21 protein-coding genes are annotated in these 24,033 nt (G+C 70.3%); 8 read left to right on the plus strand and 13 right to left on the minus strand.

Annotation, left to right across the window (positions count from 1 at the left end):
- Nucleotides 1-155: 155 nt before the first annotated feature.
- The 7 genes from ACN27F_RS23760 to ACN27F_RS23790 all read right to left on the minus strand — a co-directional run bounded on the left by ACN27F_RS23760 (nucleotide 156) and on the right by ACN27F_RS23790 (nucleotide 8,477).
- On the minus strand, nucleotides 156-1,541 hold the full coding sequence (locus ACN27F_RS23760) for a ferric reductase-like transmembrane domain-containing protein (protein ID WP_421437051.1): 1,386 nt from the start codon (nucleotides 1,539-1,541) through the stop codon (nucleotides 156-158).
- Nucleotides 1,542-1,736: 195 nt separating this feature from the next.
- Nucleotides 1,737-3,209, minus strand: a complete 1,473-nt coding sequence (locus tag ACN27F_RS23765) for a DHA2 family efflux MFS transporter permease subunit (protein WP_421437054.1) — start codon at nucleotides 3,207-3,209, stop codon at nucleotides 1,737-1,739.
- Nucleotides 3,206-4,366, minus strand: coding sequence for an AMP-binding protein (locus tag ACN27F_RS23770; protein WP_421437056.1), 1,161 nt, complete (start codon nucleotides 4,364-4,366; stop codon nucleotides 3,206-3,208). The genes ACN27F_RS23765 and ACN27F_RS23770 overlap by 4 nt, the downstream gene beginning before the upstream one ends.
- Nucleotides 4,363-5,418: an ATP-grasp domain-containing protein gene (locus tag ACN27F_RS23775; protein ID WP_421437058.1), complete on the minus strand. Its 1,056-nt coding sequence runs from the start codon at nucleotides 5,416-5,418 to the stop codon at nucleotides 4,363-4,365. The genes ACN27F_RS23770 and ACN27F_RS23775 overlap by 4 nt, the downstream gene beginning before the upstream one ends.
- 52 nt (nucleotides 5,419-5,470) lie before the next feature.
- A complete protein-coding gene (locus ACN27F_RS23780; RefSeq protein WP_421437061.1) occupies nucleotides 5,471-6,295 on the minus strand; it encodes an alpha/beta fold hydrolase in 825 nt (274 codons plus the stop codon).
- Entirely contained in the window at nucleotides 6,292-7,824 is a 1,533-nt protein-coding gene (locus ACN27F_RS23785; protein ID WP_421437063.1) for a class I adenylate-forming enzyme family protein, read from the minus strand. The genes ACN27F_RS23780 and ACN27F_RS23785 overlap by 4 nt, the downstream gene beginning before the upstream one ends.
- On the minus strand, nucleotides 7,809-8,477 hold the full coding sequence (locus ACN27F_RS23790) for a class I SAM-dependent methyltransferase (RefSeq protein ID WP_421437065.1): 669 nt from the start codon (nucleotides 8,475-8,477) through the stop codon (nucleotides 7,809-7,811). Before ACN27F_RS23790 ends, ACN27F_RS23785 begins: the two co-directional genes overlap by 16 nt.
- A gap of 578 nt (nucleotides 8,478-9,055) precedes the next feature.
- Between ACN27F_RS23790 and ACN27F_RS23795 the strand changes: the two genes are divergently transcribed.
- The gene (locus ACN27F_RS23795; RefSeq protein ID WP_421437068.1) at nucleotides 9,056-9,805 is read left to right on the plus strand and encodes a LuxR C-terminal-related transcriptional regulator; all 750 of its coding nucleotides are present in this window, start codon (nucleotides 9,056-9,058) and stop codon (nucleotides 9,803-9,805) included.
- A gap of 92 nt (nucleotides 9,806-9,897) precedes the next feature.
- On the opposite strand, the gene ACN27F_RS23800 is transcribed toward ACN27F_RS23795, so the two are convergent.
- From ACN27F_RS23800 to ACN27F_RS23810, 3 genes are read right to left on the minus strand one after another with little or no spacing between them, the layout of a single operon-like run.
- The gene (locus ACN27F_RS23800) at nucleotides 9,898-11,055 is read right to left on the minus strand and encodes an MFS transporter (RefSeq protein ID WP_421437070.1); all 1,158 of its coding nucleotides are present in this window, start codon (nucleotides 11,053-11,055) and stop codon (nucleotides 9,898-9,900) included.
- Nucleotides 11,052-12,557, minus strand: coding sequence for a hypothetical protein (locus tag ACN27F_RS23805; protein ID WP_421437071.1), 1,506 nt, complete (start codon nucleotides 12,555-12,557; stop codon nucleotides 11,052-11,054). The genes ACN27F_RS23800 and ACN27F_RS23805 overlap by 4 nt, the downstream gene beginning before the upstream one ends.
- Nucleotides 12,554-13,660 carry a substrate-binding periplasmic protein gene (locus tag ACN27F_RS23810; RefSeq protein ID WP_421437073.1) on the minus strand — a complete coding sequence of 369 codons (1,107 nt, stop codon included), beginning with the start codon at nucleotides 13,658-13,660 and terminating at the stop codon, nucleotides 12,554-12,556. The genes ACN27F_RS23805 and ACN27F_RS23810 overlap by 4 nt, the downstream gene beginning before the upstream one ends.
- A 168-nt stretch (nucleotides 13,661-13,828) precedes the next feature.
- On the opposite strand from ACN27F_RS23810, the gene ACN27F_RS23815 reads away from it, so the two are divergent.
- Together ACN27F_RS23815 and ACN27F_RS23820 are read left to right on the plus strand one after the other, a co-directional pair.
- On the plus strand, nucleotides 13,829-14,779 hold the full coding sequence (locus ACN27F_RS23815) for a hypothetical protein (protein WP_421437076.1): 951 nt from the start codon (nucleotides 13,829-13,831) through the stop codon (nucleotides 14,777-14,779).
- Nucleotides 14,776-16,461 carry a M16 family metallopeptidase gene (locus ACN27F_RS23820; RefSeq protein WP_421437079.1) on the plus strand — a complete coding sequence of 562 codons (1,686 nt, stop codon included), beginning with the start codon at nucleotides 14,776-14,778 and terminating at the stop codon, nucleotides 16,459-16,461. Before ACN27F_RS23815 ends, ACN27F_RS23820 begins: the two co-directional genes overlap by 4 nt.
- Before the next feature lie 87 nt (nucleotides 16,462-16,548).
- On the opposite strand, the gene ACN27F_RS23825 is transcribed toward ACN27F_RS23820, so the two are convergent.
- Genes ACN27F_RS23825 through ACN27F_RS23835 form a run of 3 tightly spaced genes read right to left on the minus strand, consistent with a single transcriptional unit; the run spans nucleotide 16,549 to nucleotide 18,285 of the window.
- Nucleotides 16,549-16,767 (minus strand): hypothetical protein, encoded by a 219-nt coding sequence (locus ACN27F_RS23825; RefSeq protein ID WP_421437082.1) that lies wholly within the window; start codon nucleotides 16,765-16,767, stop codon nucleotides 16,549-16,551.
- Nucleotides 16,768-16,808: 41 nt separating this feature from the next.
- On the minus strand, nucleotides 16,809-17,183 hold the full coding sequence (locus ACN27F_RS23830; RefSeq protein ID WP_421437085.1) for a hypothetical protein: 375 nt from the start codon (nucleotides 17,181-17,183) through the stop codon (nucleotides 16,809-16,811).
- Between the two features lie 28 nt (nucleotides 17,184-17,211).
- Nucleotides 17,212-18,285 (minus strand): LacI family DNA-binding transcriptional regulator, encoded by a 1,074-nt coding sequence (locus tag ACN27F_RS23835; protein WP_421437088.1) that lies wholly within the window; start codon nucleotides 18,283-18,285, stop codon nucleotides 17,212-17,214.
- 339 nt (nucleotides 18,286-18,624) lie between these two features.
- On the opposite strand from ACN27F_RS23835, the gene ACN27F_RS23840 reads away from it, so the two are divergent.
- From ACN27F_RS23840 to ACN27F_RS23860, 5 genes are all read left to right on the plus strand, one after another.
- Nucleotides 18,625-19,956 (plus strand): ABC transporter substrate-binding protein, encoded by a 1,332-nt coding sequence (locus tag ACN27F_RS23840; RefSeq protein WP_421437090.1) that lies wholly within the window; start codon nucleotides 18,625-18,627, stop codon nucleotides 19,954-19,956.
- A 162-nt stretch (nucleotides 19,957-20,118) separates the two neighbouring features.
- Nucleotides 20,119-21,018, plus strand: a complete 900-nt coding sequence (locus tag ACN27F_RS23845) for a carbohydrate ABC transporter permease (RefSeq protein ID WP_421437093.1) — start codon at nucleotides 20,119-20,121, stop codon at nucleotides 21,016-21,018.
- Nucleotides 21,015-21,869, plus strand: a complete 855-nt coding sequence (locus ACN27F_RS23850; protein ID WP_421437096.1) for a carbohydrate ABC transporter permease — start codon at nucleotides 21,015-21,017, stop codon at nucleotides 21,867-21,869. Before ACN27F_RS23845 ends, ACN27F_RS23850 begins: the two co-directional genes overlap by 4 nt.
- A complete protein-coding gene (locus tag ACN27F_RS23855) occupies nucleotides 21,866-23,374 on the plus strand; it encodes an FGGY-family carbohydrate kinase (protein ID WP_421437099.1) in 1,509 nt (502 codons plus the stop codon). The genes ACN27F_RS23850 and ACN27F_RS23855 overlap by 4 nt, the downstream gene beginning before the upstream one ends.
- Complete coding sequence (locus ACN27F_RS23860; RefSeq protein ID WP_421437102.1) at nucleotides 23,371-24,006, plus strand: class II aldolase/adducin family protein; 636 nt, start codon at nucleotides 23,371-23,373, stop codon at nucleotides 24,004-24,006. The genes ACN27F_RS23855 and ACN27F_RS23860 overlap by 4 nt, the downstream gene beginning before the upstream one ends.
- Nucleotides 24,007-24,033: the final 27 nt, after the last annotated feature.

Here is a 24,033-nt window from a genome sequence, read left to right on the forward strand (position 1 = left end):
AGACACGGACTTCTACCGTCTGATCATCGAGCCCGGACCGGTGTCGTCGCTTGGCGGCGAGTTGAGGATTTTCTGAGGAGCACCTGAGGCCGGTGCGCTGGCGACACCAATGCACACCGGCCGATCAGGCTCTACGGTTCGCGGTCGGCCCGACCTCAGCCGAGGCCGAAGCGTTCGGCGTGGATCTGGGCGCTCGGCACCCCGATGGCGCGCACGGCGTCGACCACGGCTGTGGTCATCGCGGGCGGACCGCAGACGAAGACCTCGCGTTCGGTGATGTCCGGCACCCGGGCGAGCAGGTTCTCCGGGTCGAACGGCCGGTTCGGCGGCGACCCGGATCCGGTGCGGCCGGTCAGCAGATGCAGTTGAGCGCCCCGCGCCGCCGCCAGCCCGTGCAGTTCGCCCAGCAGCACCGCGTCGGTCTCCTTGGCCGCCCGGTAGAGCACCACCGTCGAGCCGCCGGACTCCTCCAACAGCGCCCGGATCGGGGTGACACCGACGCCGCCGGCGATGAGCAGCGTGTTCTCCCGCTTGCGGTGCAGGTTGGTGAAGGCCCCGTACGGACCCTCGATGAAGACCCGGTTGCCGACCTTCAGGTGCCGCAGCCCGGCGCTGGTCTTTCCGGCGGCCTTCGCGGTCAGCCGCAGCGTGCGCCCGTCCGGTGCCGCAGACAACGAGAACGGGTTCGCCTGCCACCAGCGGTTGTGCCCGGGAAAGCGCCAGACGCAGAACTGGCCGGCGCGGGCCGGTAGCCGATCCAGATGCCGGCCGGTGACGTACACCGAGGTGACGTTGTCCGCTTCGGGCACCACCGCGGCCACCCGGAACCGGTGGTACGCGTTGCGCCACAGCGGCACGGCGACCCGGTTGACGATCAGGGCTCCGAGGACCAGCGTCCACAACAGCCACCAGTAGGCGTTGGCCAGGGCCGAGGAGGCGAACGTGGTCATTTCCATCATCTGGTGGAACAGGCCGGCCAGCAGCGCCAGGTAGATCAGCACGTGCACCGCGTGCCAGGTCTCGTACGGCAGGCGCCGCCGGGCGTACCGGATGGAGACCCCGACCACCACGATCATGATGCCGGCGGCGATGATGCCGAGCAGCGAGGCGAGCACACCGGCCAGGCTGAAGAACGTCTCCCCGAACCCCATGTCGTAGAGGGTCGCGTAACCGGCGATCACAAACACCGCGTGCAGCATCACCGTCCAGAACAGGCCGAACCCGACCAGGCGGTGCCAGGCAGTCAATCGGTCCATTCCGATCCGACGGTCCAGCCAGGGAATGCGGGCCACCAGCGTCAGTTGGAACATCATGATCAGCGCCGCGTGCAGGCCGAAGAACTTGGCGATGGTCAGCACCCAGTTCTTTCCGCCGCCGTGCGTGAAGAACAGTGCCTCGACGATCAGCAGGTTGACCAGTACGACGGCCCACAAGACCACGCGTGCCAGCGTCATCGGCGGAATGCCGCGCGGGGCGACCGGGGCGGTTGTCGCTGCCAACGACTGTCGTGCCCGGGCGGGGTCGCCGTATACCCGACTCACTGCCTGCTCCCTATCGCCGTCTATTTCGATGATTTTCGTTCTCCGTCCAGCGCCGCCGACGCAGATCTGATCGCGACCGGCGGTCGTCCGGGACCGACTGATCATCGGACAGCCGGCACGGCCATTACTTGGGGAAATTCTGAGGATTCTCTGAGGAGTTGGCGACCCGTGCGCTGCTGTGGATAGCCGGAGAGCCTACGGCAACGGTTTCGTGCTGGCCAGGGTCGGGCGGGCCAGGTTCGGGCCGGCGGCCAGGCAGGCGAGACCGCCGAGCACCGCCACCCCGGCCAGCAGCAGCATCGCCGCGCGCGCCGACCCGGCGCTGACCACCTCGCCGGCCCGGGTGTGCAACAGCGCGCCGACCACGGCGGCACCGAGCATCGACCCGATCTGCAACGCCGTGATCAGCACCCCGGAGGCGGCACCGGCCGCCTGCGGTCGGACGCCGGACAGCGCGACCACGGCCAGCGGGGTGAACAGGAACGCGTTGCCGACGCCGATCACACACATCGGGGCAACGAACGCCACCCACGTCGCGCCGTGGCGCATCTCGACCGCCGCCCACCCCATGCCGGCGACCGTGCACACCGCGCCGACCAGCAGCAGATACCGCCCCTGGACCCGGTCGGCGAGCTTGCCGGCGAGCGGATCCAGCAGGGTGGAGAACAGCGACGCCGGCACGATCATCAACCCGGCCGCCCACGGGCTGAGGCCCAGTACCTGCTGGAAGTACAGCGACAGCACCAGCACCAGGCCGATCACCGTGCCCGAGGTGGTCAGCGAGAAGGCGTTCATCAGCGGGAAGTTGCGCTGCCGGAACAGCGTGAACGGCACCAGCGGCTCCCGCTCCTGCCGCCGTCGCTGCTGTGCCAGGAAGACCACCACCAGCAGCCCGGACAGTCCGAGCAGGGTCCAGATGCCGGCGCCCCAGCCGTACCGTTCGCCCTGGCTGATGCCGAACGCCAGGCAGAACAACGCCGCCGAGGCCAGCACCACGCCGGTCACGTCGAGGCGGTGCCGGGTCCGTTCGGTGATCTCCGGCAGCACCAGGGCGCCGATCACGAGCATGACCAGACCGAGCGGTACGTTCAGGTAGAAGATCCAGCGCCAGTCGAGGGTGCTGACCAGCACTCCGCCGGCGGCCGGTCCGCTGATCGCCGCCACTCCGCCGACCGCGCCCCGGATGCCGAACGCCATCCCGCGTCGGTCCGGTGGGAAGACCTCCATCAACAGCGCCAGCGTCTGCGGGGTGAGCAGGGCGGCACCGAGCCCTTGCGCGGCCCGGGCCACGATCAGCTGCCCGGGACTCTGCGCCAGACCGGCCCCGATGCTGGCGGCGGTGAACACGGCGACGCCGATCAGGAAGATCCGGCGACGACCGTACAGGTCACCGAGCCGTCCGGCGGTGATCAGCGCCATCGCCAGCAGGAAGATGTAGGCGCTCAGCGACCACACCACCTGGTCTGCCGAGGCACCCAGATCGGCCATGATGCTGGGCACCGCGACGGCCAGCACCGCGACGTCGAGCTGGGTGAGGAAGTACGCCAGCGCCAGTACGGCCAGCACCGCCCACGGGTTGCCTCGCACCCTCGCCAGCACCGGTTGCCGGCCCGCGGCGGTGCCGTCCGGGGTGGCGCTGTCCGCGGCGGTGCTGTTCTGGGCGCTCATGCCACCTGCTCCAGCCACACCATCGGCGGGATCTTGTTGGTGCGTTCCACCCGGTGCAGCCGGTCCACCCGCTCGACCGCGACCGCGTCCGGCTCGTGTCTGGCTATCACGCCGAGATCGTAGAACTGGTGCAGCAGCCGCCGCCGGACCGCATCCACCGTGGCCTCACCGGTGAAGTGGACGGTCAGCTTGCTGACCGAGTGCCGTTCGCCGGCCGCCCTGGCCAGCACCAACTGCGCGTCGCGTACTCCCGGCTCGCCCTTGACCACCGCCAACACGGTGCCGATCCCGACCAGCGCGCCACCCAGCTTGATCGCGTCGTCGGCCCGCCCGAGCACCCGCAGCCCGTCCGACCGGCCGCAGCCGCACCGCGCCGCCGCGACCCGGTCCCCGAGGCGGTAGCGCACGGTCGGCACCGTCCAGCCGTCACCCACCCGGGACAGCAGGGCACCGCCGTCGTCCGGCTCCAGCACCTGGTCCGGCATCAGATGCAGCACCGAGGTGCCGCACGCGGGGGTGCTGGTGGCGATGACGTACGTCTCCACCGAGCCGTAGTTGCCCCACAACCGCACCTGGTCGAACGCCGCCCGTACCACGGTTTCCTTCTCCTCGGTCCAAGGCTCGGCCATCCAGATGATCTTTTCGATCGGCGTCCGCCCGCCGGCGTCGAGCACCCCACGGGCCAGGTCGGCCAGGGCGGTCGGCGTGCCGGCCACCGCGTTGACCCGCAGCCGGCGCAGCAACGGCAGCCATTCGGCGACCTCGTCCGGGCCGATCGGGCCGAACGGAGCCACGTCGCTGCCGCAACGCTGGGCCAGCGCCTGCATGTAGTAGTGCGAGGCCCACAACCGGCCGGGAGTGAACAGATTGAGCAACAGATCACCGGTGTCCAACGGCCGCCACTGTGCCAGCAGCCGGTCGATCGCCTGGTGGTACGCGACGAAGGTGAGCTTGGGCCGACCGGTGGTGCCGCCGCTGGACATCAGCACACCCCCGGTGGGCCTGGTGACCGCCCGTGACACGGTGAAGATCTCGTCCGGGCCGGTGACCGCCAGATCGGCGAGGCTGACGGCCTCCTCCGGCACGACCGGGCCGCCGCATTTCGCGATCAGCCGGGCCTGGTCGAGCAGGCCGTCCCACGGCACCGCGCCTATCACCGGCGCTCCTCACCGGCCGCCGGCCGACCGTCGCCGCCGACCGCCGTCCGATCGCCGCCGACCGCCGTCCGGCTGGCGTGTCCGGCCAGGTACGCCTGGAAACGGGCCCGGACGATATCCCGCCCGGCGGCGTCCTGCTCGGGGATGCCGTTGAAGCCCACCGCGCCGTCGAGCTCGATCTCGGAGATCCAGTGCCGCTCGCCGTCGTGCAGGAAGTCCAGCGTGAAGTACGGCGTCGGCAGCCGCTGCGCCGCGTACGCCACCGCGTCGGCGAGTTCCGCCGGCAGGCCGGAGTAGCCCCGCTCGTGCCGCCCCCCGGTGGCCTTGGTGACCATCAGGCAGTAGCCGTCCTTGACCCCGTACAGCACGGTGTGCGCCTGCCCGTCGACGACGTACACCCGCTGTTCCCGCACGCCGGGCAGGTACGGCTGGGCGACCAGCGCGGTGTCGGAGCCGCCGGCCAGCCCGATGACACCCTTCAGATCGTGCATGTTGTGCACCACCGAGATGCCCAGGCCCATGCCCCAGTACGCCGGCTTCACGATCATCGGGAACGGCAGGGCGGCCAGCGCGGCGTCGTTGTGTCCGGCCATCGCCTCCCGGCCGCTGCCCACCCGCACCGTCGGCAGCATCGGGACCGGGCTGTCGGCCAGATGCAGCACGGTGGCCAGCTTGTCCTCGCCGATGTAGGACAGCGCCGGTGGGATCGGCAGGTAGAACCCGAGCCGCTCCAGGATGGTGAACAGGAACAGCTGGTTGCACACGTCCTGGGTCTGGTGCGGCAGCGAGTACAGCGAGGTCACGAAGATGGTGTCGGCCGGGGTGACCGGGTCGCCGTCAAGGTAGATCTTGGGCCGTGCGGGGTCGGTGGCGTCGACCGCGACCTCCTCCGGCTTGTTCAGCGTGAGTTCGAGCCCGAGGTCGGCGGCGACCTTGCGGTACGGTCCCCAGACGCCCTCCTCCTCGGCCCGCCGCAGCCAGGCGGTGCCCCGGTCGGGATAGATCCAGCTCAGTCGCCGCACCTTGGTGGGCGCGGCCGTGGTGTCGGTCAACTGCCGCCTCCTGTACGCTGCGTCGCCTTGCCTGGGACGGGGTGGGCGCGGTTCAACCGTCGACCGGGCGACCGGCGAAAGCCGCCACGAGCCGGGCGAACCGGTCGGGTTCCTCGATGAACGGCAGATGGCCGCTGTGATCGAACATTTCCAGCCGGGCCGCCGGCATCGCGTCGCGTAGCCAGCGGCCGAGATCACCCGGGTAGACCTGGCTGCGGGCGCCGTGCACGAGCAGGGTCGGCACCGTGATGGCACGGATCCGTTCCCGCCAGTCGGCGGCCACGGCGTCGCCGAACAGTGCCTGTACGGCGTCCGGCGCGCAGCCCTGTGCCTGTGCGGTCAACTCGGCCAGTACCGCCGGGTCGGGCTCGCTGCCGGCGGCGAAGGAACTGCCGACCAGGCCAGCGGCGAACGCGGGGTAGTCGTTGGTGACGCTGCGTACGGTGGCGTTGGCTCCGTCCGTGTCGAGCGAGCCGAACGCCCCGTACGGCCAGCTGTCGTCGACCACCAGGCGCGGGGTCTGCTCGACGGAGATCAGCCCGCTCACCCGGGCGGTGCCGAAGCGTTCCAGGTAGCCGTACGCCACGGTCGCGCCGAGCGACCAGCCGAGCAGGGTGACGTCGGCCAGGTCGCGTTCTTCGATGGCCTTGTACAGGTCGTCGACGGCCCGGGCCAGGCTGGCCGGGCGACCGGCGGTCGGGTTGCCACCGTGTCCGGGAAGCTCCACCACCACGATCCGGAGCCGTCCGGCGAGACGCGCGACGGTGCCGGCGAAGAATTCGGCGGTGCCGGCCAGCCCGGGGACCATCACCAGCGCCGGCCCCGCATCGAGGTCGGGGCCGGCGCCGGTGCCGGGACCGAAGTCCGGGCCGGTCATCGTACGCCCCCGGAAAGGCCCAACATGGTACGCAGCAACGGCTTGTCGACCTTGCCGACCGGGGTCCGGGGGATGGCCGGCACGATCCGTACGGTGCCGACCAGCCCGTGCGCCGCCAGGATCTCCGCGATGGTCTTGGTGGCGTCCTGATCGGAGTGCCCATCCGCGGCCACGGCGGCCACCGCCACCTCGTCGCGGTAGCCCCCGGGGTGTACGGCCAGGCTGACCGCCGCCGCGACGGCCCCGGCGGCGGTGAGTTCCTCGTCGAGCACCGGGGCGAGCAGCGGACCGGTCGCGCCGGCCAGCGTCTCGGACACCCGGCCCAGGATCCGGTACGTCCCGTGTGGGCTGCGCCGCGCGACGTCGCCGGTGAAGAATTCGGGTCGGCGGAAGGTGCGGGCGTTCGCCTCCGGCGCGTCGACGTACCCTTCGCTGGTGCAGTCGGAGTAGAGCACCAGCTCACCGACGTCGGGGTGGCCGGGCACGAACAGCTCCAGCCGGGTGCCGACGCCACGTACCGGCAGCAGTGCGCCGTCGGTCTGCACCACGTCGGCCATGTTGCCCATGGCCAGGCCGAACTCGGTCGAGCCGTAGATCTGCCGGAGGTGGATGCCGAGCACATCGGCGGCGTCGCGGACGATGGCCGGGCTGAGATAGGCGCCACCGCACAGCGGGCGGCGCAACGCCGGCAGCGGGAACCGGCCCTGTGCCCGGGCCGCGTCCACCAGATCGGCGTAGTGCTGCGGCAGGGCGCTGGTCACCGTCGTCGCGTGCGCCGCCAACTGCTCCAGCAGTACCTCGGCGGGTGCCTGCGGATCGGCCAGCACCAACTCGGCGCCGGCCAGCAGGGCGGCGAACACGTGCAGGTCGGTCGCGTGCGCCACGTCGAGGGTGTGCCGGCAGAAGAAGACGTCGTCGGCGTGGATGCCGGTATCGGCCAGCCAGCGGCGCCGTTCGGTGACGAACCGATCCTGCCGCCAGGCCATCATCTTGGGAAAGCCGGTCGAGCCGGAGGTCCACAGCAGCCGGAAGATCGCGGTGGGTTCCGCCGGGGCGTCCGGGGCGTCCGGGGCGTCCGGGGCGTCCGGGGTCTGTGGACCGGTCGGACCGGGCGAACTGGACGGGTCGGCAATGGTGAGCGGATCGAGGTCGACGACGGGCAGTCCGTCGACGTCGACCCGCCGGTGCCCGTCGGTGACCAGCAGGGCCGGCCGGGCCCGGGACAGCGCGGTTCGGACTCCGGCGTCGTCGAAGTTGGCCATCAGCGGGACGTAGCGGGCGCCGAGCCGGGCCACGGCCAGGATCAGCGCGACGTATCCGATGCTGTTGCGCAGCACCACGGCGACGGTGTCGCCGGCGCGTACGCCGTGCCCGGCGAGACCACCGGCGATCCGGTCGGTCAGCTCGACCAGCCCGGTGTAGCTGGTGGACTGCCCGTCGGTGGTGCGTACCGCCACGGTGCCGGCCCGGTCGTCGGCGACGTCGCGGACGGCCTGGTACAGCCCGGTGGCGGTCATCGTGCCAGCCATCCGGCGTAGGTGGCGAACCGCCAGTCCTTTGCCAGGCAGTCCACGATGTCGAATCCGGCCTCCCGCAGCCAGCCGAGCTGGGTGCCGACGTCGATACAGATATCGTGCTTCATGCGTTCGCGCCCGGCGGCCCACTCGTCGGCCGGGGTGCCGGCGGCGTGTACGTGGCCTTCGTGCTGCCGGTCGTACATCTGCTCGAGCTCCGGATGCGGAGCGAGCACCTGCTCGACGTTGACGAACATCCCGCCGGGATGCAGAATCTGCGGTATCCGCCGGAACAGTGTCTGCTTTTCGTGATGCTCCAGATGGTGGATGGCCAATCCGGAAACGACCGCATCGAATGGGCCGGCGGGCAGTGGATCCATCAGTCCGGAGACGATGAACTCGACCTGCTGATTGCCGTTGAATCGATTTCTGGCCTGCCCGAGCATCCGCTCGCTATGGTCGACGAGCGTGACCGCCGCACCGGGTATTCGGTCGAGGACGGCGGCGCTGAGCAGGCCGGTGCCCGCGCCGAGATCGAGGATTCGCGGCTGGCTCGGTACGGACATGGCGACGGCGCTCGTCGCGCTGCCGTAGAGCAGGTCGAACGATGGGATGAGTTGGCGCCGAAGCGCATCGTAGGTAGTGGGATTCCATAGCTCGAAGGTCACGATGTATCCCCAGTGGCTGCTCGGCGGAGCATTCGCCCGGGCCGCGCTCGGTCGGCAGTTGGACAAATTGATACGTGGCCGAGTGATGGTGCCATTGGGCCACGTCCTTGATGCCGGTAGGTCGCCGCGAGGGTGGTGCGGCGACGACGCCAGATCCGCCTGTTAATGGTTACAGCCCGATGTTCATGGGCGCCTCCCCGTGCCGGTCGCGTCTCCAGAAAATAGCAAAGAATGGATGTGCACAGAAGAAGTCGATCGATGACAAAGACTGTGATATGGATCACATTTAGAATGGAAAGAGGAATTTGTCCAATTCATCGTCTCCGCTCCGTCCGCCGGTTCCGCTCCGTCCGCCGGTTCCGCCCTGGCGCCGGTCCGGCCAGCCGGCCTGTCCAGGCCGACTGCCGGCTCCAGCACCGACGGGTGCCCGGGTAGCGGGTCGCCGACCCGGCGGGTCCCACAATCGCGGCCGGGCCGTCGATGCTGCCACTTGGTGAGCCCCGCGACGTGGTATCCGTACGCCGACAGCGCACCTGGGTAGGGCGGGGCGCGCCAGTGAGCAGTAGATGGACTGTCGGATGGACAGCTGGACCGGGCACCGTACCGCCGTGGAGACTGCCAGCATCGCCAGCTTTGCCCGACCGGAGTCAGCCGCCGGTGGCGCCGACCCCGACCTGATCGGCCCGCTGCGGCTACGGCCCGACGCACGCGCCGTACAGCTCGACCGGTACGGCCGGGTGGTGCGGGTCTCCGCCGGGCTGACCAGGTGGCTCGGCTGGTCCGGGAGCCAGCTTGCCGGACGGCCGTTCGAGCTGATGCTGCATCCGGACCGTCGGGCCTGGTTCCGGCACCGGTTCAGCGCCCTGCTGACCGACGCGTACCCGCACTTCGTCGGCCTGGCGGAGGTGATCGCCGCCGATACCCGGCTGGCCGCCTGCCACGTCACCGCTATCGCGGTCCGGGGCGCCGAGCCGCCGGCCGACTCGGTGCTGGTGATGCTGACCCCGGAAACCCGGGTACGCCGCCCGCAGCTGACCGAGGTCGGTGCCCGAGTGCTGGAGGGTCTGGCCGGCGGCGCCTCCACCGCCGAGTTGGCCGCCAGCCTGCATCTGAGCCGCAAGGGCGTCGAGTACCACGTGACCGCGCTGCTGCGGCAGGCCAGGGTGACCAACCGCACGGCACTGGTCGCCTGGGCGTACCACAGCGGCGTGCTGGTACCCGGCAGTTGGCCGCCCAGGCTCGCTCCGGAAGCCCGTGAGCAGGTACGCCCGCGCGCCCGTACGACCGCGACCGACCAGTCCGCGGACCCGGCCCGGCTGCTCGGCTGACCCCGAGCCCTCGCTCCCTCCCCGGCGATCTTGGACTCATCGCGCGACAAATGCGACTGAATCTCTCTCGACAAGTCCAGGATCGTCGGGGTTCAGATCCGGCGTACGGTGCGTAGTGCCAGGGCGGCGATCGGCACACCGACCAGGGCCCACACCGCGAATCCGAGCGTGACCGGATGGTCCTCGACGAGTATGCCGAGCCCGGGACGGGCCACCGCGATGGCCAGCCCACCGGCGCCGGCGATCAGGCCGAACATCGCCGCCCGGGTCGCCGACGGGGTGACCTCGTTGGTCAACACCTCCAGCACCGTGGTGCCGAGTACGTAGCCGAAGCCCATCACCGGCAGCAGCAGGAACGGCCCGAGTCCGGGCAGCTGGCTGGTGGCGGCAAGTGACCCGAGGATCAGCAGGAAGGCGGTGGCCAGGGCGGCGCGCCGGCGCCGCCGGGACAGCTGGCCGGCGGCCAGGCCGCCCAGCACCGAGGCGGCGGCGAACGCGGCGTACATCCATCCGGTGGTCCGGGCGCTCAGCCGCAGCTCCAGGGCGAGCGGCTGGAACAGGATCCGGGCGCTCCAGCCGAGGACCAGCAGCAGCACCGCGATCCATACGGCCCGGCGTACCGCCGGTCGGGCTAGCGCGGCCCGTAGGTCGGCGGCGATCGCCGCCAGCGTGGTCGGAGCGTGCGGCCGGGGCACCTCAGGCAGGGTCAGCACCAGCAGCAACGCCACGGCCGCCAGCGCGGCGGTGACCGCGAACGGCGCCCGGGGATCCGCTTCGTAGAGGTAGCCGGCGGTGAGCAGGGAGAGGAAGACCGACGCGTGCCCTACCGCGCGGGCCAACCCGAACGCCTTGGTGGGTTCGACCGGCAGCGGGTCCCGCGCGCACAGCTCGTACAGGTACGGGGCGGTGGCGCCGGAGGTGAGCGCCCACAGCACCCCCCACAGCACCCAGGCGGCGAACAACGTCCCCACCGAGCCGATCTGGCTGATCGCGGTGAACGTCAGCACTGCCATCGCGGCGAGGGCCAGGTAGGTACGACGGCGCCCGACCCGGTCGGCGACCACCCCGACCGGAAACTCACAGGCTACCGTGACCAGCCGGAACACGCCGTCGGCGAGGACCGCGGTGGTCAGCGAGAAGCCGAGATCCAGCAGGTAGATCAGCCAGATCGGGAACCAGAACTGCACCTCGAGCAGGAACTGGATGGCCAGGAAGGTGCGGATCGGCCGGCTGCGCAGCGCAGTCCTCACCCGCTGTTGTCCCGGCGGAAGAACAGATAGACCACCACGAGCAGGACGGACAACGTGCCGGAGGCGATGAGGATGGCGTCCGCCGGCTGCGCGGCCACCCAGCCGACCAGGCTGGATCGGCCCAGGTCGTAGACGGCCATGCCAGGGTCGCTGGCGACGGCCCGGCCGAACTCGGTGACCGCCAGCGCGGTGCCGAGGATCGAGGTCACCGCGATGCCGAGCAGGATGAGATCGGTGAACATCGTCGACCGGGCGGTCCGGCGGGCCGCCAACTCGCCGAGCCGGCGGTCACACAGTTCGATCTTGAACCGTACGGGTTGCTCCAGCAGTTGCTCGCAGTCCCAGAAGTCCAGGATCGCGTCCATCTCCAGCCGTACCGAGCGCTTGAGGTACTTCGCCAGGTCCCGCTGCTCCATGATGATCAACTCAGCCCGTTGGCTCAGCGTGGTCAGCCGCCCCTTGAGCTGTTCGAAGTCCCACCGGGAGGTGGCCGCAGCCGAATCGGCGAGGATCTTCGACAGCCGGGTGTCGATCCGGTCCAGTACGCCGTAGAACACCTGCGCGTGGCGCAACGCGTCCCACTGGTCGCGGAACGGGTCGCCGGGCAGCATCCGGCCGCCGGCCCCGGTCCGGTCCATGAACAGGTAGTTCAGCCAGCGCACCAGATGGTCGGAGCCGCCGTCGAGGAGCCGTTCGGCCGGTGTGCGATCCTCGGCGGTCGCCACATCCTTGACCCAGTGCCGCACCATTCGGTCGGCGCCGCGCGTACCCGGCGGCACGATCAGGGTGCGGGTCACCCAGAGCGCCTCGCCGAACTCCGCCCGCACCGGATCGTCGCTGGCGGTCGCCGCCATGATGATCCGCCGCTCGCGGTCGGCCCGGCGCAGCATGTCGAGGACCGGATCCAGATAGCGGCAGACGATCTCCCGGGCGACGCGTTCGCCCATCGCCACCGCCTCGGCCTGCACCGCGTCCAGCCGGTCGGTGACGTCGTCCGTAGCGGCGTCGAGCCAGGCGCTGATGTCGGTCAGCAGTTCCAGCAGCATCAGGCCGTGGTCGTACAACCGGAAGCTGATCTCGACGATGCCGGCGTGTACGGCCTCGGCCGCCGTGTTGCCGGCACCGGCGAACTCATCGGGCAGATGCCGGGTGGCGAGTACGCCGGTGAGCAGATGCGGCGGGCGCTCCACCGCGTGGTCGCTGATCGTCCGGTAGAGGTTCAGCGAACTGGTCGCGTGCACGTGCTCCAGCCGGATGACCGGTGCCGCCAGCGGCTCTGACTCCGGCCCCGGCTCTGACTCCGGCCCCGGCTTCGGCTTCGGCTTCGGCGGCACCTTGGCCGAAGTGGTTGCCGGCCGGGGTACCCGGGAGGCCAGCAACGCGTCGACCGCCGGCTGCTGGTCGGCCCAGAACCGGGCGTACGCCACCGGATCCCGCAGCGACGCCCCTGGCGCGCCGTAGTAGTCGACCACCACCGGCGCGAGGATCCGCAACTGGGTCATCGGCCCGTTCCGTCCAGGGAGATGGCGCGGGCATCGACGCGGAACACCCGGCCTTGCGCCGGACCCTTGATGATCTTCACCGGTACGAGTACCGGTACCGACGCCGGTCCGGGGGTGGCCGAAGTCGCGCCGGTGACGAACTCGTCGGGCCAGCTCAGCACCTGGGCCCGGGTGCCGCGGGGCGCGAGCAGGGCGAGCGCGCCATCGGCGTCGAGCAGTTCGACCAGACCGCTGCCGCCCGACGGAACGAGGGTCACCTGGTCATCGATGGAGCTCGCCAAGCCGGCCACGAGGTTGGCGTACTCCTCGGTCCGGCGCATCTCTGCCAGCACCTGGTCGAACCGTTCCAGGACGGCGGCGGCCTCGGCGGTGTCCGCCATCATCAGGTACAGCCCTTCGACGGAGCGGACCAACGGCCCGCCGTCGCGCAGGTAGCCGAAATCGGCGGCATCGCCGGTGAAGGCCGCACCGGTGAGCACCGCCTGCCCGGAAAGCAACCCTTCGGCGAGCAGATCGATTTCGCCGTCGGCGAGCGCCTGGAAACCCTCCAGGGTCGATTCGAACTCCACGATCTCGGGCACGGCGGCTTCCAACTCGTCCCAGTAGTCGTAGCCGGAGATCCCGCCGACCCGCAGCGACGCGAGATCGGCGGGTGCGTCGACGTGCGGTGTGCCGGCCCGCCGGTCGTAGAACAAGACGTACTCGAAGTCGATCAGCGAATCGGACAGCAACAGCTCGGCCCGTCTCGACCGGCTGCCCACCAGCGGGAACACGGCGTGTGCCGCGCCGGCGGTGACCTGTTCCTCGGCCAGCGACCACGACGTGTAGCTGATCTCGGGCGAGTAGCCGGCCCGGTTCAGCACCGCCGACACCAACTCGGTGATCGGCCCGCCGCCGGGAAGGTCGGGACCGACGAACGGGGCCCAGTCGCCGCTGGTGACGATGACCGGCCGGGAGGGCGTGGTCGGTGACGGGCGCAGCCCGACGGCCACTACTGCCGCCGCGCCGATCACCACGGCGACGAGAACGAGCACCGGCACCTGAGCGCGCAGCGGTCGTAGCACCGCAGGCAGCCGGGACCGCAGGGACGGGGACCAGGTCACGACGCGCCAGCCTACCAAGTTCAGCCAAGTCAGCCAGCCTGAAAAATCCAACTTTATAAATCTATTGTCGGCGTCGTGGCTGGTGGCCGACCTGCTGGCATGAGCATTTCGGTAACCGGTCGATCACCGGTCGGCGGCGGCCACCGCACCCGCTCTAGGATGCCCGGCATGCCTGCCGCGCCGCCGCTCGCGCTCACCACCGACCTCGCCACCGCCCACGGCGAACTCGCCGACCTGCGCGCCATCATGCCGGCCGGCGACTGGGTCGCGCTGCGCACGCTGGCCGACAGCCAACCACCGGCCGCCCGGACCGAGCTGGTCTGGTACGCCAGCTCGCTGCCCGGGGCCACGGTGCTCGCCCAGCGCCAGGTCGACGCCGACCCGACCGACGGGCTCGCCGCCGCGTTGCTCGGCAGCTGCCTGATCGCAGCGGCCTGGCAGGTCCGGACCAGCGCCCGTGCCCAGCACGTCAGCCGGGAACAGTTCCGCGAGTTCCACCGGGTTCTGCGCGGCGCCGAGCGGATGCTGATCGACGCGGTCGCGTACCAGCCAGCCGACCCCGCGCTCTGGGTCTGCCGCCTGATCACCGCCCGCGGCCTGCAGCTCGGCCAGGCGGAGGCGCGTCGCCGCTACGACCGGCTCGCCGAGTGCGACCCGCATCACCTGCCGGGGCAGCTGACGTACCTGCAGCAGATCTGCCCGAAGTGGGGTGGCTCGTTCGACGAGATGCACTCCTTCGCCCGGGAGGCGATGCTCGCCGCACCGGACGGTGCGGCGCAGGGCTCCCTGGTCGCCCAGGCATACGTCGAGCACCTGCTCGACCTGGCGGCAAAGCAACGGGACGACTACCGCAAGGACCCCCGGGTCCGTGCCGAGCTGGGTGAGGCCGCTGCCCGGTCCGTGCTGCACCCGGCCTTCGACCAGCAGTACGGCTGGATCAACGCGGTCAGCCGGTTCGCCCTCGTCTTCAGCCTCCTCGGCGACCACGCCGCCGCGGCGCCGCACTTCGCCGCCGTCGGCAACCTGGTCAGCGAGGACGTCTGGGGCTACTTCGGTGATCCGGTGCAGACGTTCGACGAGTTCCGGCGCAAGGCAGTGGCGAAAGGTGGCTGGCGATGATCAGGCAGTTGGAGGTCGACGGGGTACCGGCGCTGCTCGCCCCGACCACCGGGCCCAGCCACGCCGGACTGATGTTCCGAGTGGGCCAGGCCGACGAGACGCTGGCCCGTCGCGGCGTCACCCACCTGCTGGAGCATCTCGTGCTGCATCCGCTGGGCGCCGCCGACTACCACTACAACGGCACCACCGACACCCTCGTCACCCACTTTCACCTGCAGGGGTCGGTCCACGACATCACCACGTTCCTGACCGGTGTCTGCCGGACCCTGCGCGAATTGCCGGCCGGCCGGTTGGCCACGGAGAAGGCGATCCTGCGTACCGAATGGAGCAACCGCACCGCGTCGGCGTTGGACCAGATGCCGCTGTGGCGCTACGGCGCCCGCGGCTTCGGCCTGGTCAGCTTCCCCGAGTGGGGGCTGAACGCGATCACCGTCGACGATCTGCAGGACTGGGCCGGGCGCTACTTCACCCGGGAGAACGCGGTGCTGTGGCTGGCCGGAGCGGATCTGCCGGCCGGCCTGCGGCTGGACCTGCCGGCCGGGCAGCGGATGCCGGTCCCGGCACCGTCGTCGACGCTGCCCGAGACCCCGGCGTACTTCGCCGGTCCGGGTGGGTCGACCGCCGTGGACGCCGTGGTGGCGCGTCACGTCGCCGCCAACGTGTTCACCGGAGTGCTGGAGCGGGAACTGTTCCGGGCGCTGCGTCAGCGTGACGGGCTGTCCTACACCGCGGCCACCAACTACGAGCCGCGTGGCGACGGACACGCGACCATCACCGCGCTCGCCGACGCGCTGCCGGAAAAGCAGGACGCGGTGCTCGGCGGCTTCATCGACGTACTGGCGAAGATCCGGATCGGTCGGATCGACGACGCCGACGTCGCCGCGGTGATCGGCAAGGCCACCGAGGCGCTGTCCACCGCCGACGTCGACGGAGCCAGGTTGCCGTCGGCCGCGTTCAACCTGCTCACCCGTCAACGGGTCGACTCCAGCGACGACCTCCTGCGACAGCTGAAGGAGGTCACTCCGGAAGCGGTGCACGAGGTGGCGACCAGTGCGCTCGCCGCATCCCTGCTGATGACACCGCGTGGATGTACGGCGGACTGGGCCGGATTCGTCGCCGCGCCGACCGGCTCGGCCACGATGGTCACCGGCACCAGCCACGCCGGGCTCGGCGGGCTGTCCCAGCGGCTCGTCGTCGGGTCCGACGGGGTGAGCCTGACCAGTAGCGGCAGCGACGAGTTCGCAACAGTCCACTATGACCGCTGTGTCGCGCTGCTCGCGTGGCCCGACGGCGGTCGGCAACTCGTCGGCGACGATGGCATCTCGATCCGCGTCGAGCCGACTCTCTACCAAGGGCTGACCACGCAACCGGTGGACGAGGCGGTGCCGCCGCAGGTTCGTGTCGATCTGCCCGCGCGTGACCCGCAGGAGGTCCCACAACCGCCGCCGGTTCCCCGGCGGGCCGGTGCGTTCAGCCGGTTCAGGGCGCTCGGCACCCCGCAGCAGCTGCGAATCGCGGCGCTCGGCTTCGTCGCCGTTGCCGTCGGCGGGCTCGCCATGGCGATCACGATCGCCATGGCGCTCGGCGCCACGGAGTTGCGCGTGCTGCCAACCATCAGCTGCTGGATCACCGCCGGTTATCTCATCCGGACCTTCGTCAAGGCTTGGCAGGAAGCCGGTTGAACCGACCGGTCACCGACGCGCCTTTCGTGAGCACCCGCAGGACCCGGTCCGGGCGCAACAGGCCCTCCGGGCGATCCAACAGTCCGGTCACCCGGACGAATGCCGCTGACAACGCCGGGTCGCGCACCGCGGCACCGTGCAGGCGGGGCGATGCCCCACGGGACGTCCACCACCCGGGCCATCGCCCGGAAACCGCCGCCAGCGCGGGGCACCGCCGGCGGCCAGCTGCCCGCGCAGGGTCGCGGCCTGCACCTGCTCGCCGACCCCGGCACCGACCTGCGGCTGCGGGTAGCCGAGGGCGGCCAACCAGACCGGCGTACGGGAGCCGCGACCGGTGGCGTCGACGGTCAGGTCCGCACTGGTGACTCCAGCAACGGCCGGCTGGGGAACAGCACCGGCTGTCCGATGTCGATCCGACTGATCCGGAGCCCGGACTGTAGCCAACGGATCCCGCCGAGCAGGTCGCCGCTGGGCACCCCGGCGGTGGCGAGGTCGCGGACGAGTCCGGGGAACAGTTCGTCCAGCGGTTGGCTGCCGCGGGCGAGTACCGCGTGCAGGTGCTGGCCTTGCGGAACACCACGCCGTCCGCCGTGGGAATCCGGCAGCTCGTCTCGCTCGATGATGGTGACCTGCTCGTGTGCGTCGGCGAGCACTCGGGCGGCCAGCAGGCCGGGGATGCTCGCGCCGAGTACGACCGCGTGACCGCCTGCCCGCCCGCCCATCGAGCCTCCTTGCCGGGATGTCTTGGACTTATCGAGAGCTTATGTCCGGAAGATCCATCGACAAGTCCAAGATCGTCGGGGTGTTGGTCGAGGGCTCGGGGGTGCCGCGCGGGGTGGGCAGCTCGGGAGTGGTAGGCAGGGTGGCGTTGAGCATTACGGTGCGTGCCCGGCGCTCGGGCTGTTCCAGCCGTTCGAGCAGCAGCCGGGCGGCGACCTGACCGAGCTCGTACGCCGGCTGGTGGATCACGGAGATCGCCGGAGTGAGCAGCCCGGTCCACGGGGCGTCGTCGAACGCGATGATCTCGATGTCGTGGCCGGGTGCGATGCCATGTTCCCGCAGCACCTGCAGCACACCGACGGCCATCATGCTGTTGGCGACCAGGATCGCGGTCACCTGGCGGTCCCCGACCAACTGCCGGGTCGCCTGCTGGCCGCCCTGCTGGTTGAAGTCGGCATAGTGGATCAATGCCTCGTCCACCGCGATACCGGCGTCTTCGAGCGCTTCGCGGTAGCCGAGCACGCGTTCGCTGGCGGTGAAGACCCGCTGCGGTCCGGTGACGCAGGCGATCCGCTGGTGGCCTCGGCCGATCATGAGCTCGACAGCAGCTCGGGCGGCACGGCGCGAGTCGATCAGCACGGTGTCCACGTCGAGGGCCCGGCGCAGCGGCCGGTCCATGGCGATCACCGGCAGGCCGCGGGCGAGCAGCTGGTCGATGCGGCTGTCCGCGGAAGTCGGGGTGATCAGCACGCCGCTGACGCGGGCCTGTTCGGCGATGCTGAGGTAGCCGTTCTCCTTTTCTGGACTTTCGTCCGTGTTGCACAACAGCAGTGAGTATCCGGCGGATTGCGCTACGTCTTCGACGCCGCGGGTGACCTGGGTGAGGAACGGGTTCTCGATGTCGGCGATGATCAGTGCCCACGCGCTGGACCGTTGCTGACGCAACCCTCGGGCCAGTGAGTTGGGCACATAGCCGAGTTCGATCGCGGCACGCCGGACCCGCTCGGCCGTCTGCGGCCGTACGTTGGTGTCGGCGGCGAAGACCCGCGACACAGTGGCGGTGGACACCTCGGCGAGCCGGGCCACGTCACGAATGGTCGTCACAGCTCGCCCTCCGAGGCGGTTCCTGGTGCGTGTGGCGCACACAGGCTACCCGGTGGCCGAGTCTCGCCCGGATGTTCCTGGTCGGTGCCGGATCGATGCCAGGTGACGACGAGTAGTCGAGCAAGCAGCTCACGGTGCACATCGGAGGACTGTAAACGATTACAGTAACGAGCGGCAAGGGGCGAGCGCTGTCGTGGCTGATCAATTTCTCTAGTGTAACGAACGGGTTACGATGCCTGCCTGGATGGCGACAATCGAGGCTTGAGTCGGCAGCATCCGTAATGTAATCGTTCTCATTCACGGGCCGGTTGCGGTCCGAACCGGTGGAAGGACGAGAGAGTGACACCTCACAGGAAGACGTACGTCGTCGCGGCCGCGACGGCGCTGTGCCTAGGGCTCGCCGCATGCGCCGGGGGTGCGAGCGAGGAGGGTTCCGGCGACGGTGACGGGTCCACGGTGACCTTCCGGTCCTGGAGCCCGATCGACCAGACCACCCAGCAGATGGTCGCCGCGTTCACCGAGGAGCACCCGGACGCGACGATCGACGCCACCATCTTCAACTACCCTGAGTACTTGGTCGACCTGCAGACCCGGGCCTCGTCCAACACCATGCCCGACATCGTCGGGCTGCAGCCCGGGGCGCTCACCCAGCAGTACCGCGACAAGTTGCTGCCGCTGCAGGACTGCGCCGAGAACACCTGGGGCGCCGACTGGCAGGACCGCTTCTACCCGATCGGCCTGGAGCAGGCCCGGATGGGCAACCCTGACGGCGACGAGAACTTCTACGCCCTGCCGCTGCTGGTGCAGACCGTCAACCTCTGGGCCAACACGGAGATCTTCGAAGCCCAGGGCGCCGAGATCCCCACCACCTGGGACGAGCTTGTCGCCGTGGTCGACCAGCTCGACGGCGGTGGCGAATACGCCCCGTTCATGCTGCCGGCCAAGGACAGCTGGCTGCGTAACGTGGTGTTCCTGCAGATCGCCAACAACGTCGCGCCCGGTCTGGTCTACCAGGCCGAGGACGGCACCGACTCGTGGACCAACCCGCAGCTCGTCGAGGCCTTCACCTACTGGCAGAAGCTGTTCACCGACGGCATCGCCCAGCAGGGCGCGATCGGCCTGGACGCGTACCCCTCCGGAGCCAACCAGTTCGAAGCCGGCAACGCCGCGATGATCCCGCTCGGTGCCTGGTGGATCCAGCAGTCCGACCCGACCAAGACCGGGCTGCCGCCGCTGTCCGAGGGCATGGCCGGCTACCAGCCGTTCCTCTTTCCGACCATCCCCGGCGGGGCGCAGCAGCCGCAGTTCGTCGGCGGTATCGACGTCGCGCTCGGCATCGCCAAGGACACCGACGACCCCGACCTGGCCTGCCAGGTGCTCACCGACTGGATCGCCGGAGCCGGCGCCCAGAAGCTGATCAACACCTTCAACGACCTGCCTGCGGTGACCGGTCTCAACCCGGAGACGTTCACCAGTGACAAGCAGCAGCAGATCTGGCAGACCTTCGTCGAGGACTGGATGCCCCAGGTGCAGTACTCCCGCTACCTGAAGACCCCGGAGATGGACACCGCGCTGGGCGACGCGCTCGCTGCCGTCGCCACGGGCGAGCTCACCCCCGAGGCGGCCGCCCAACAGGTGCAGCAGGCACAGGAGCAGGTCGACAACGGCTGACCGGCCAGGCAACCGGACATGGGCCGGGGTGCGCCGCACGGAGCGGCGCGGCGCACCCCCCGGGCCGCTCCGCGCGGCGCACCCCGGGCCGCCCTGCACCCGGCAGGCCACATCAGCCGTCCGCTACCGAACGCCTCGCATCCGATCGCGACGGAGTGACCCATGCATCACCAGCCCCACCGCCGGGAATGGGCGACCGGAGCGCTGTTCCTGCTGCCGGCGATCGCGCTGTTCGCGACCTTCGTCGTCTACCCGATCGTCTACAACGTGCAGGCCAGCACATTACGTTGGGACGGGGTCAACGAAGGCTTGTTCGTCGGGTTCGACAACTACCTGGAGCTGTTCCGCGATCCGGTCTTCCTGATCACCCTGCGCAACTCCGGCTGGTGGATCCTGCTCACCATCGTGCCGCAGGCGCTCCTCGGCTTCTTCCTGGCGCTGCTGCTCAACGAGAAGTTGCGCGGTCGGTCGATCTACCGGGCGATCTTCTTCGTACCGGCGATCCTGTCCCCGGTCGTCGTCGGCATTGTCTGGCAGCGCATCTTCGACCCGTTCAACGGCGTCATCGCCAAGGTCGGCCGGGCCACCGGGCTGGATCTGCTCACCCACGGTTACCTCGCCGACCCCGACACCGCGATCTTCGGTGCCATCTTCGTCAACGTCTGGATGTGGACCGGCTTCTCGATGCTGTTCTACCTGGCCGGCCTGCAGCTCATCGACACCAGCGTGCTGGCCGCCGCGAAGATCGACGGCGCCGGACCGTGGCGCACCGTACGCAGCATCATCTGGCCGCTGCTGCGCTCCACCCACCTGTCCCTGCTCCTGCTGGGCATCATCGGCTCGCTGAAGACCTTCGAGCTGGTCTACGTGCTCACCGAGGGCGGACCCAACCACGCCTCGGAACTGCTCCCGACCTACACCTTCAAGCAGGCGTTCCAGCTGCAGAGCGTCGGGTACGCCTCGACGATCAGCGTCGTCCTGCTGGTCATCGCGGTGGTGAGTTCACTGTCGATGGTCAGGGTGTTCGGCTCGGGATTCCTCACCGGAGACGAGAAGCAATGACCGGAACTGGAACCGGGACCCGGACGCGTACCCGCCGGCGCCGCCGGCCGCACTGGGCGCACCTGGTGCTGGCCCCGCTGGCCGCGATCTGGCTGATCCCGATCGTCATGGTGGTCGGCCTGTCCCTGCTGCCGACGTCCAACCCGTCGACCACCGCCTTCGGGCTGTTCCCGCAGGAACCGAGCTTCGACAACTACCTGCAGATCTGGTCGGCCAACCCGATCCTGCAGCACCTGGTCAACAGCGCGTTGATCACTGTACCGTCGGTGATCTTGGTGATCATCTGCGGTTCGCTGACCGCGTTCGCGCTGGCCCGGCTCAGGGTCCCGGTCAAGGCCGTGATCTTCGGGGCGCTGACCCTGGCACTGATCCTGCCGATGTCCAGCATCGTGGTCTCCACCTTCAAGATCCTGCAGAGCGTCGGGCTCTACAACAGCCGACTCGGCCTGGTGCTGGTCTACACCGCCCTCGGCATCCCGTTCGCGGTGATCATCATCCGTACGTCCTACCTGGCGGTGCCGTTCGAGACCTTCGAAGCCGCCCTCGTCGACGGGGCGAGCAAGTTCCGCATCCTCTGGCGGATCTACTTCCCGTTGAGCCGTCCGGCGCTGGCCGTCGTCGCCATCTGGCAGTCGATGATGACCTGGAACGACTTCCTCCTGCCGCTGGTCACCCTGCAGGACAACGCGATCAAGCCGCTGACCCTGGTGCCACTGGCCTACCGCGGGGTCTTCCTCAGCCAGCCCGGCGCGCTGTTCGCCGTCCTGGTGCTGATCTCCATCCCGATCGTGGTGGTCTTCCTGGCCGTCCAGCGCTACCTGGTCAACGGCCTGTCCGGGGCGGTCAAGTGAGCCTCGTCGGCGTCGATCTCGGCACCAGCGGCGTCCGGGTGGTCGCGGTGCGGGCCGGCGACGGTACGCCGCTGGTCGGCCTGGCCCGGCCGACCAGCCTGCGCCGGCCCGGTCCTGGCCTGGTGACCACGGACGCGGAGCAGTGTGTGGCCGCGGTGACCGGGCTGCTGGCCGAGCTGGCCGGGCACGACGCGGTCGCCGCCGACCCGGTCGAGGCGATCTCGTTCAGCGTGCAGGGCGAGGCCGTCGTCCCGGTCGACGCGGCCGGGCTGGCGCTGGCCGCCGCGCCGGTCAGCATGGACCAGCGCGGTGTGCCCGCCGCCCACCGCGTCGAAGCCGAACTCGGTGCCGGGCAGGTGCAGCGGGTCACCGGCCAACCGTTGCACCCGATGTTCTCCATCTACAAGATCGCGTACGGCGGGCCGGGATGGACCGGGCCGGCGGTACGCGGCTACCGCTGCCTCGGCGACTACGTCGCCGCCCGGCTCGGCGCCCGCCCGGCGATGGACACCACCATGGCGGCCCGCACCGGTGGGTACGACGTCGGACAGCGGTGCTGGTCGGCGCAGCTGCTGGCCGCCACCGGGGTCCCGGAGGCGTTGCTGCCCGAGGTGGTGACGCCCGGCACCGCCGTCGGCGGCCTCGCCGCTGCCGCCGCTGCCGCCACCGGTCTGCCCGCCGGCACGCCGATCGTGGTCGGCTCGCACGACCAGGCCGCGTCGTTCTGGGGCGCGGGCGGGCGGCCCGGCACCGTGTCGGTGTTCTCCTTCGGGTCCAGCGACTGCCTCACCGTCGGCTCCGCCGGGCGCCCCGGCCGGCTCGACGGCACCGGCCTGGCCAGCTATCCGGTCACGGCCGGCGACGTCGGCGACGCCGACGGCCAGTGGCTCACCCTGGCCGGCACCGCGGCCGGCGGCTGGGCGCTGGACTGGTTCGCCACCCTGGTCGGCGCGGCCGACGCGGCGCAGCGCGACGCGCTGTTCGCCGCCGCCGCCGGCACCCCGGCCGAGGTGCTGGTACTGCCGTATCTGGCCGGCTCCGGCACCCTCGACAACGATCCCCGGGCCCGGGGCGCCGTCGTCGGGCTCACCCTGGAGACCAGCCGGGCACAGCTCGCCCGCGCCTTCCTGGAAGCGTCCGCGTTCGAACTGCACAAGATCATCGCCGCGTTCGCCGCGCGCTGCGTGCCGGTCGGCGCGGTGCACGCGGTCGGCGGCGGGGCCCGCCACGCGGCCTCACTCGCCATCCGGGCCAGCGCCGCCGGGCGGGCACTGACGGCCGTACCGGTGGACGCGTCGGCGCGCGGCGCGGCCTTGCAGGCCGGCGTCGGCGTCGGCCGCTACACCGGCCTCGCCGACCTGCCGGCACCGCCGACGCTGCCGGCCGCCGTGCCCGATCCGACGACCACCGACTGGTACGCCGCCCAGGTCCGCCGATACCAGGACCTCTACCCGGCGCTGACCCCGCACGACCGCTCGTACGACCACGACAAGGAGACCAGGTGACCGCCTTCGACCTGCAGCAGGCCAAGCAGGAAATCCTCGACTACTGCCTGCTGTCCATGCAGTACGGCCTCAACTTCAACACCCAGGGCAACATCAGTGTCCGGCTGCCCGAACCGGACCGGTTCCTGATCACCCCGTCGGACCTGGAGTACGACCGGATGAGCGCCGACGACATGGTGGTCGTCGACTCCGCCGCCACCGTCATCGCCGGCCGGCACGCCCCGTCGTCCGAGGTGACCGTGCACCTGGCCACCTACCGGCGCCGGTCCGACGTCAACGCGATCGTGCACACCGAACCCGTGTTCGCCAACGTCTTCGGCGTGATCGACCAACCGATCACCGGCGCTCTGGTCAACATGGTCATCTACACCAAGGGCGATGTGCCGATCATGCCGTTCGCGCTGAGCAACCGCACCGAGTTCGGTGACGCGATGTGCGACGTGATGGGCGAGCGCAACGCCGTCGTCTGGGCCAATCACGGGCTGCTCACCGTCGGGCCCAATCTGCGGGACGCGTTCAAGACCACGGTCGCGGTGGAAAGCGCCGCGAAGGTCCTGCTGTACGCCCGGACCGTCACCGACCGGCCGACCGTCCTGGACTACCAGCAGCTCGGCATCACCAGCTCGCTGTGACCCTGCCAGTCCGCGTCGACTCTGCCA

The sequence above is a fragment of the Solwaraspora sp. WMMB335 genome, assembly GCF_049179075.1.
Taxonomy (GTDB): Bacteria; Actinomycetota; Actinomycetes; order Mycobacteriales; family Micromonosporaceae; genus Micromonospora_E.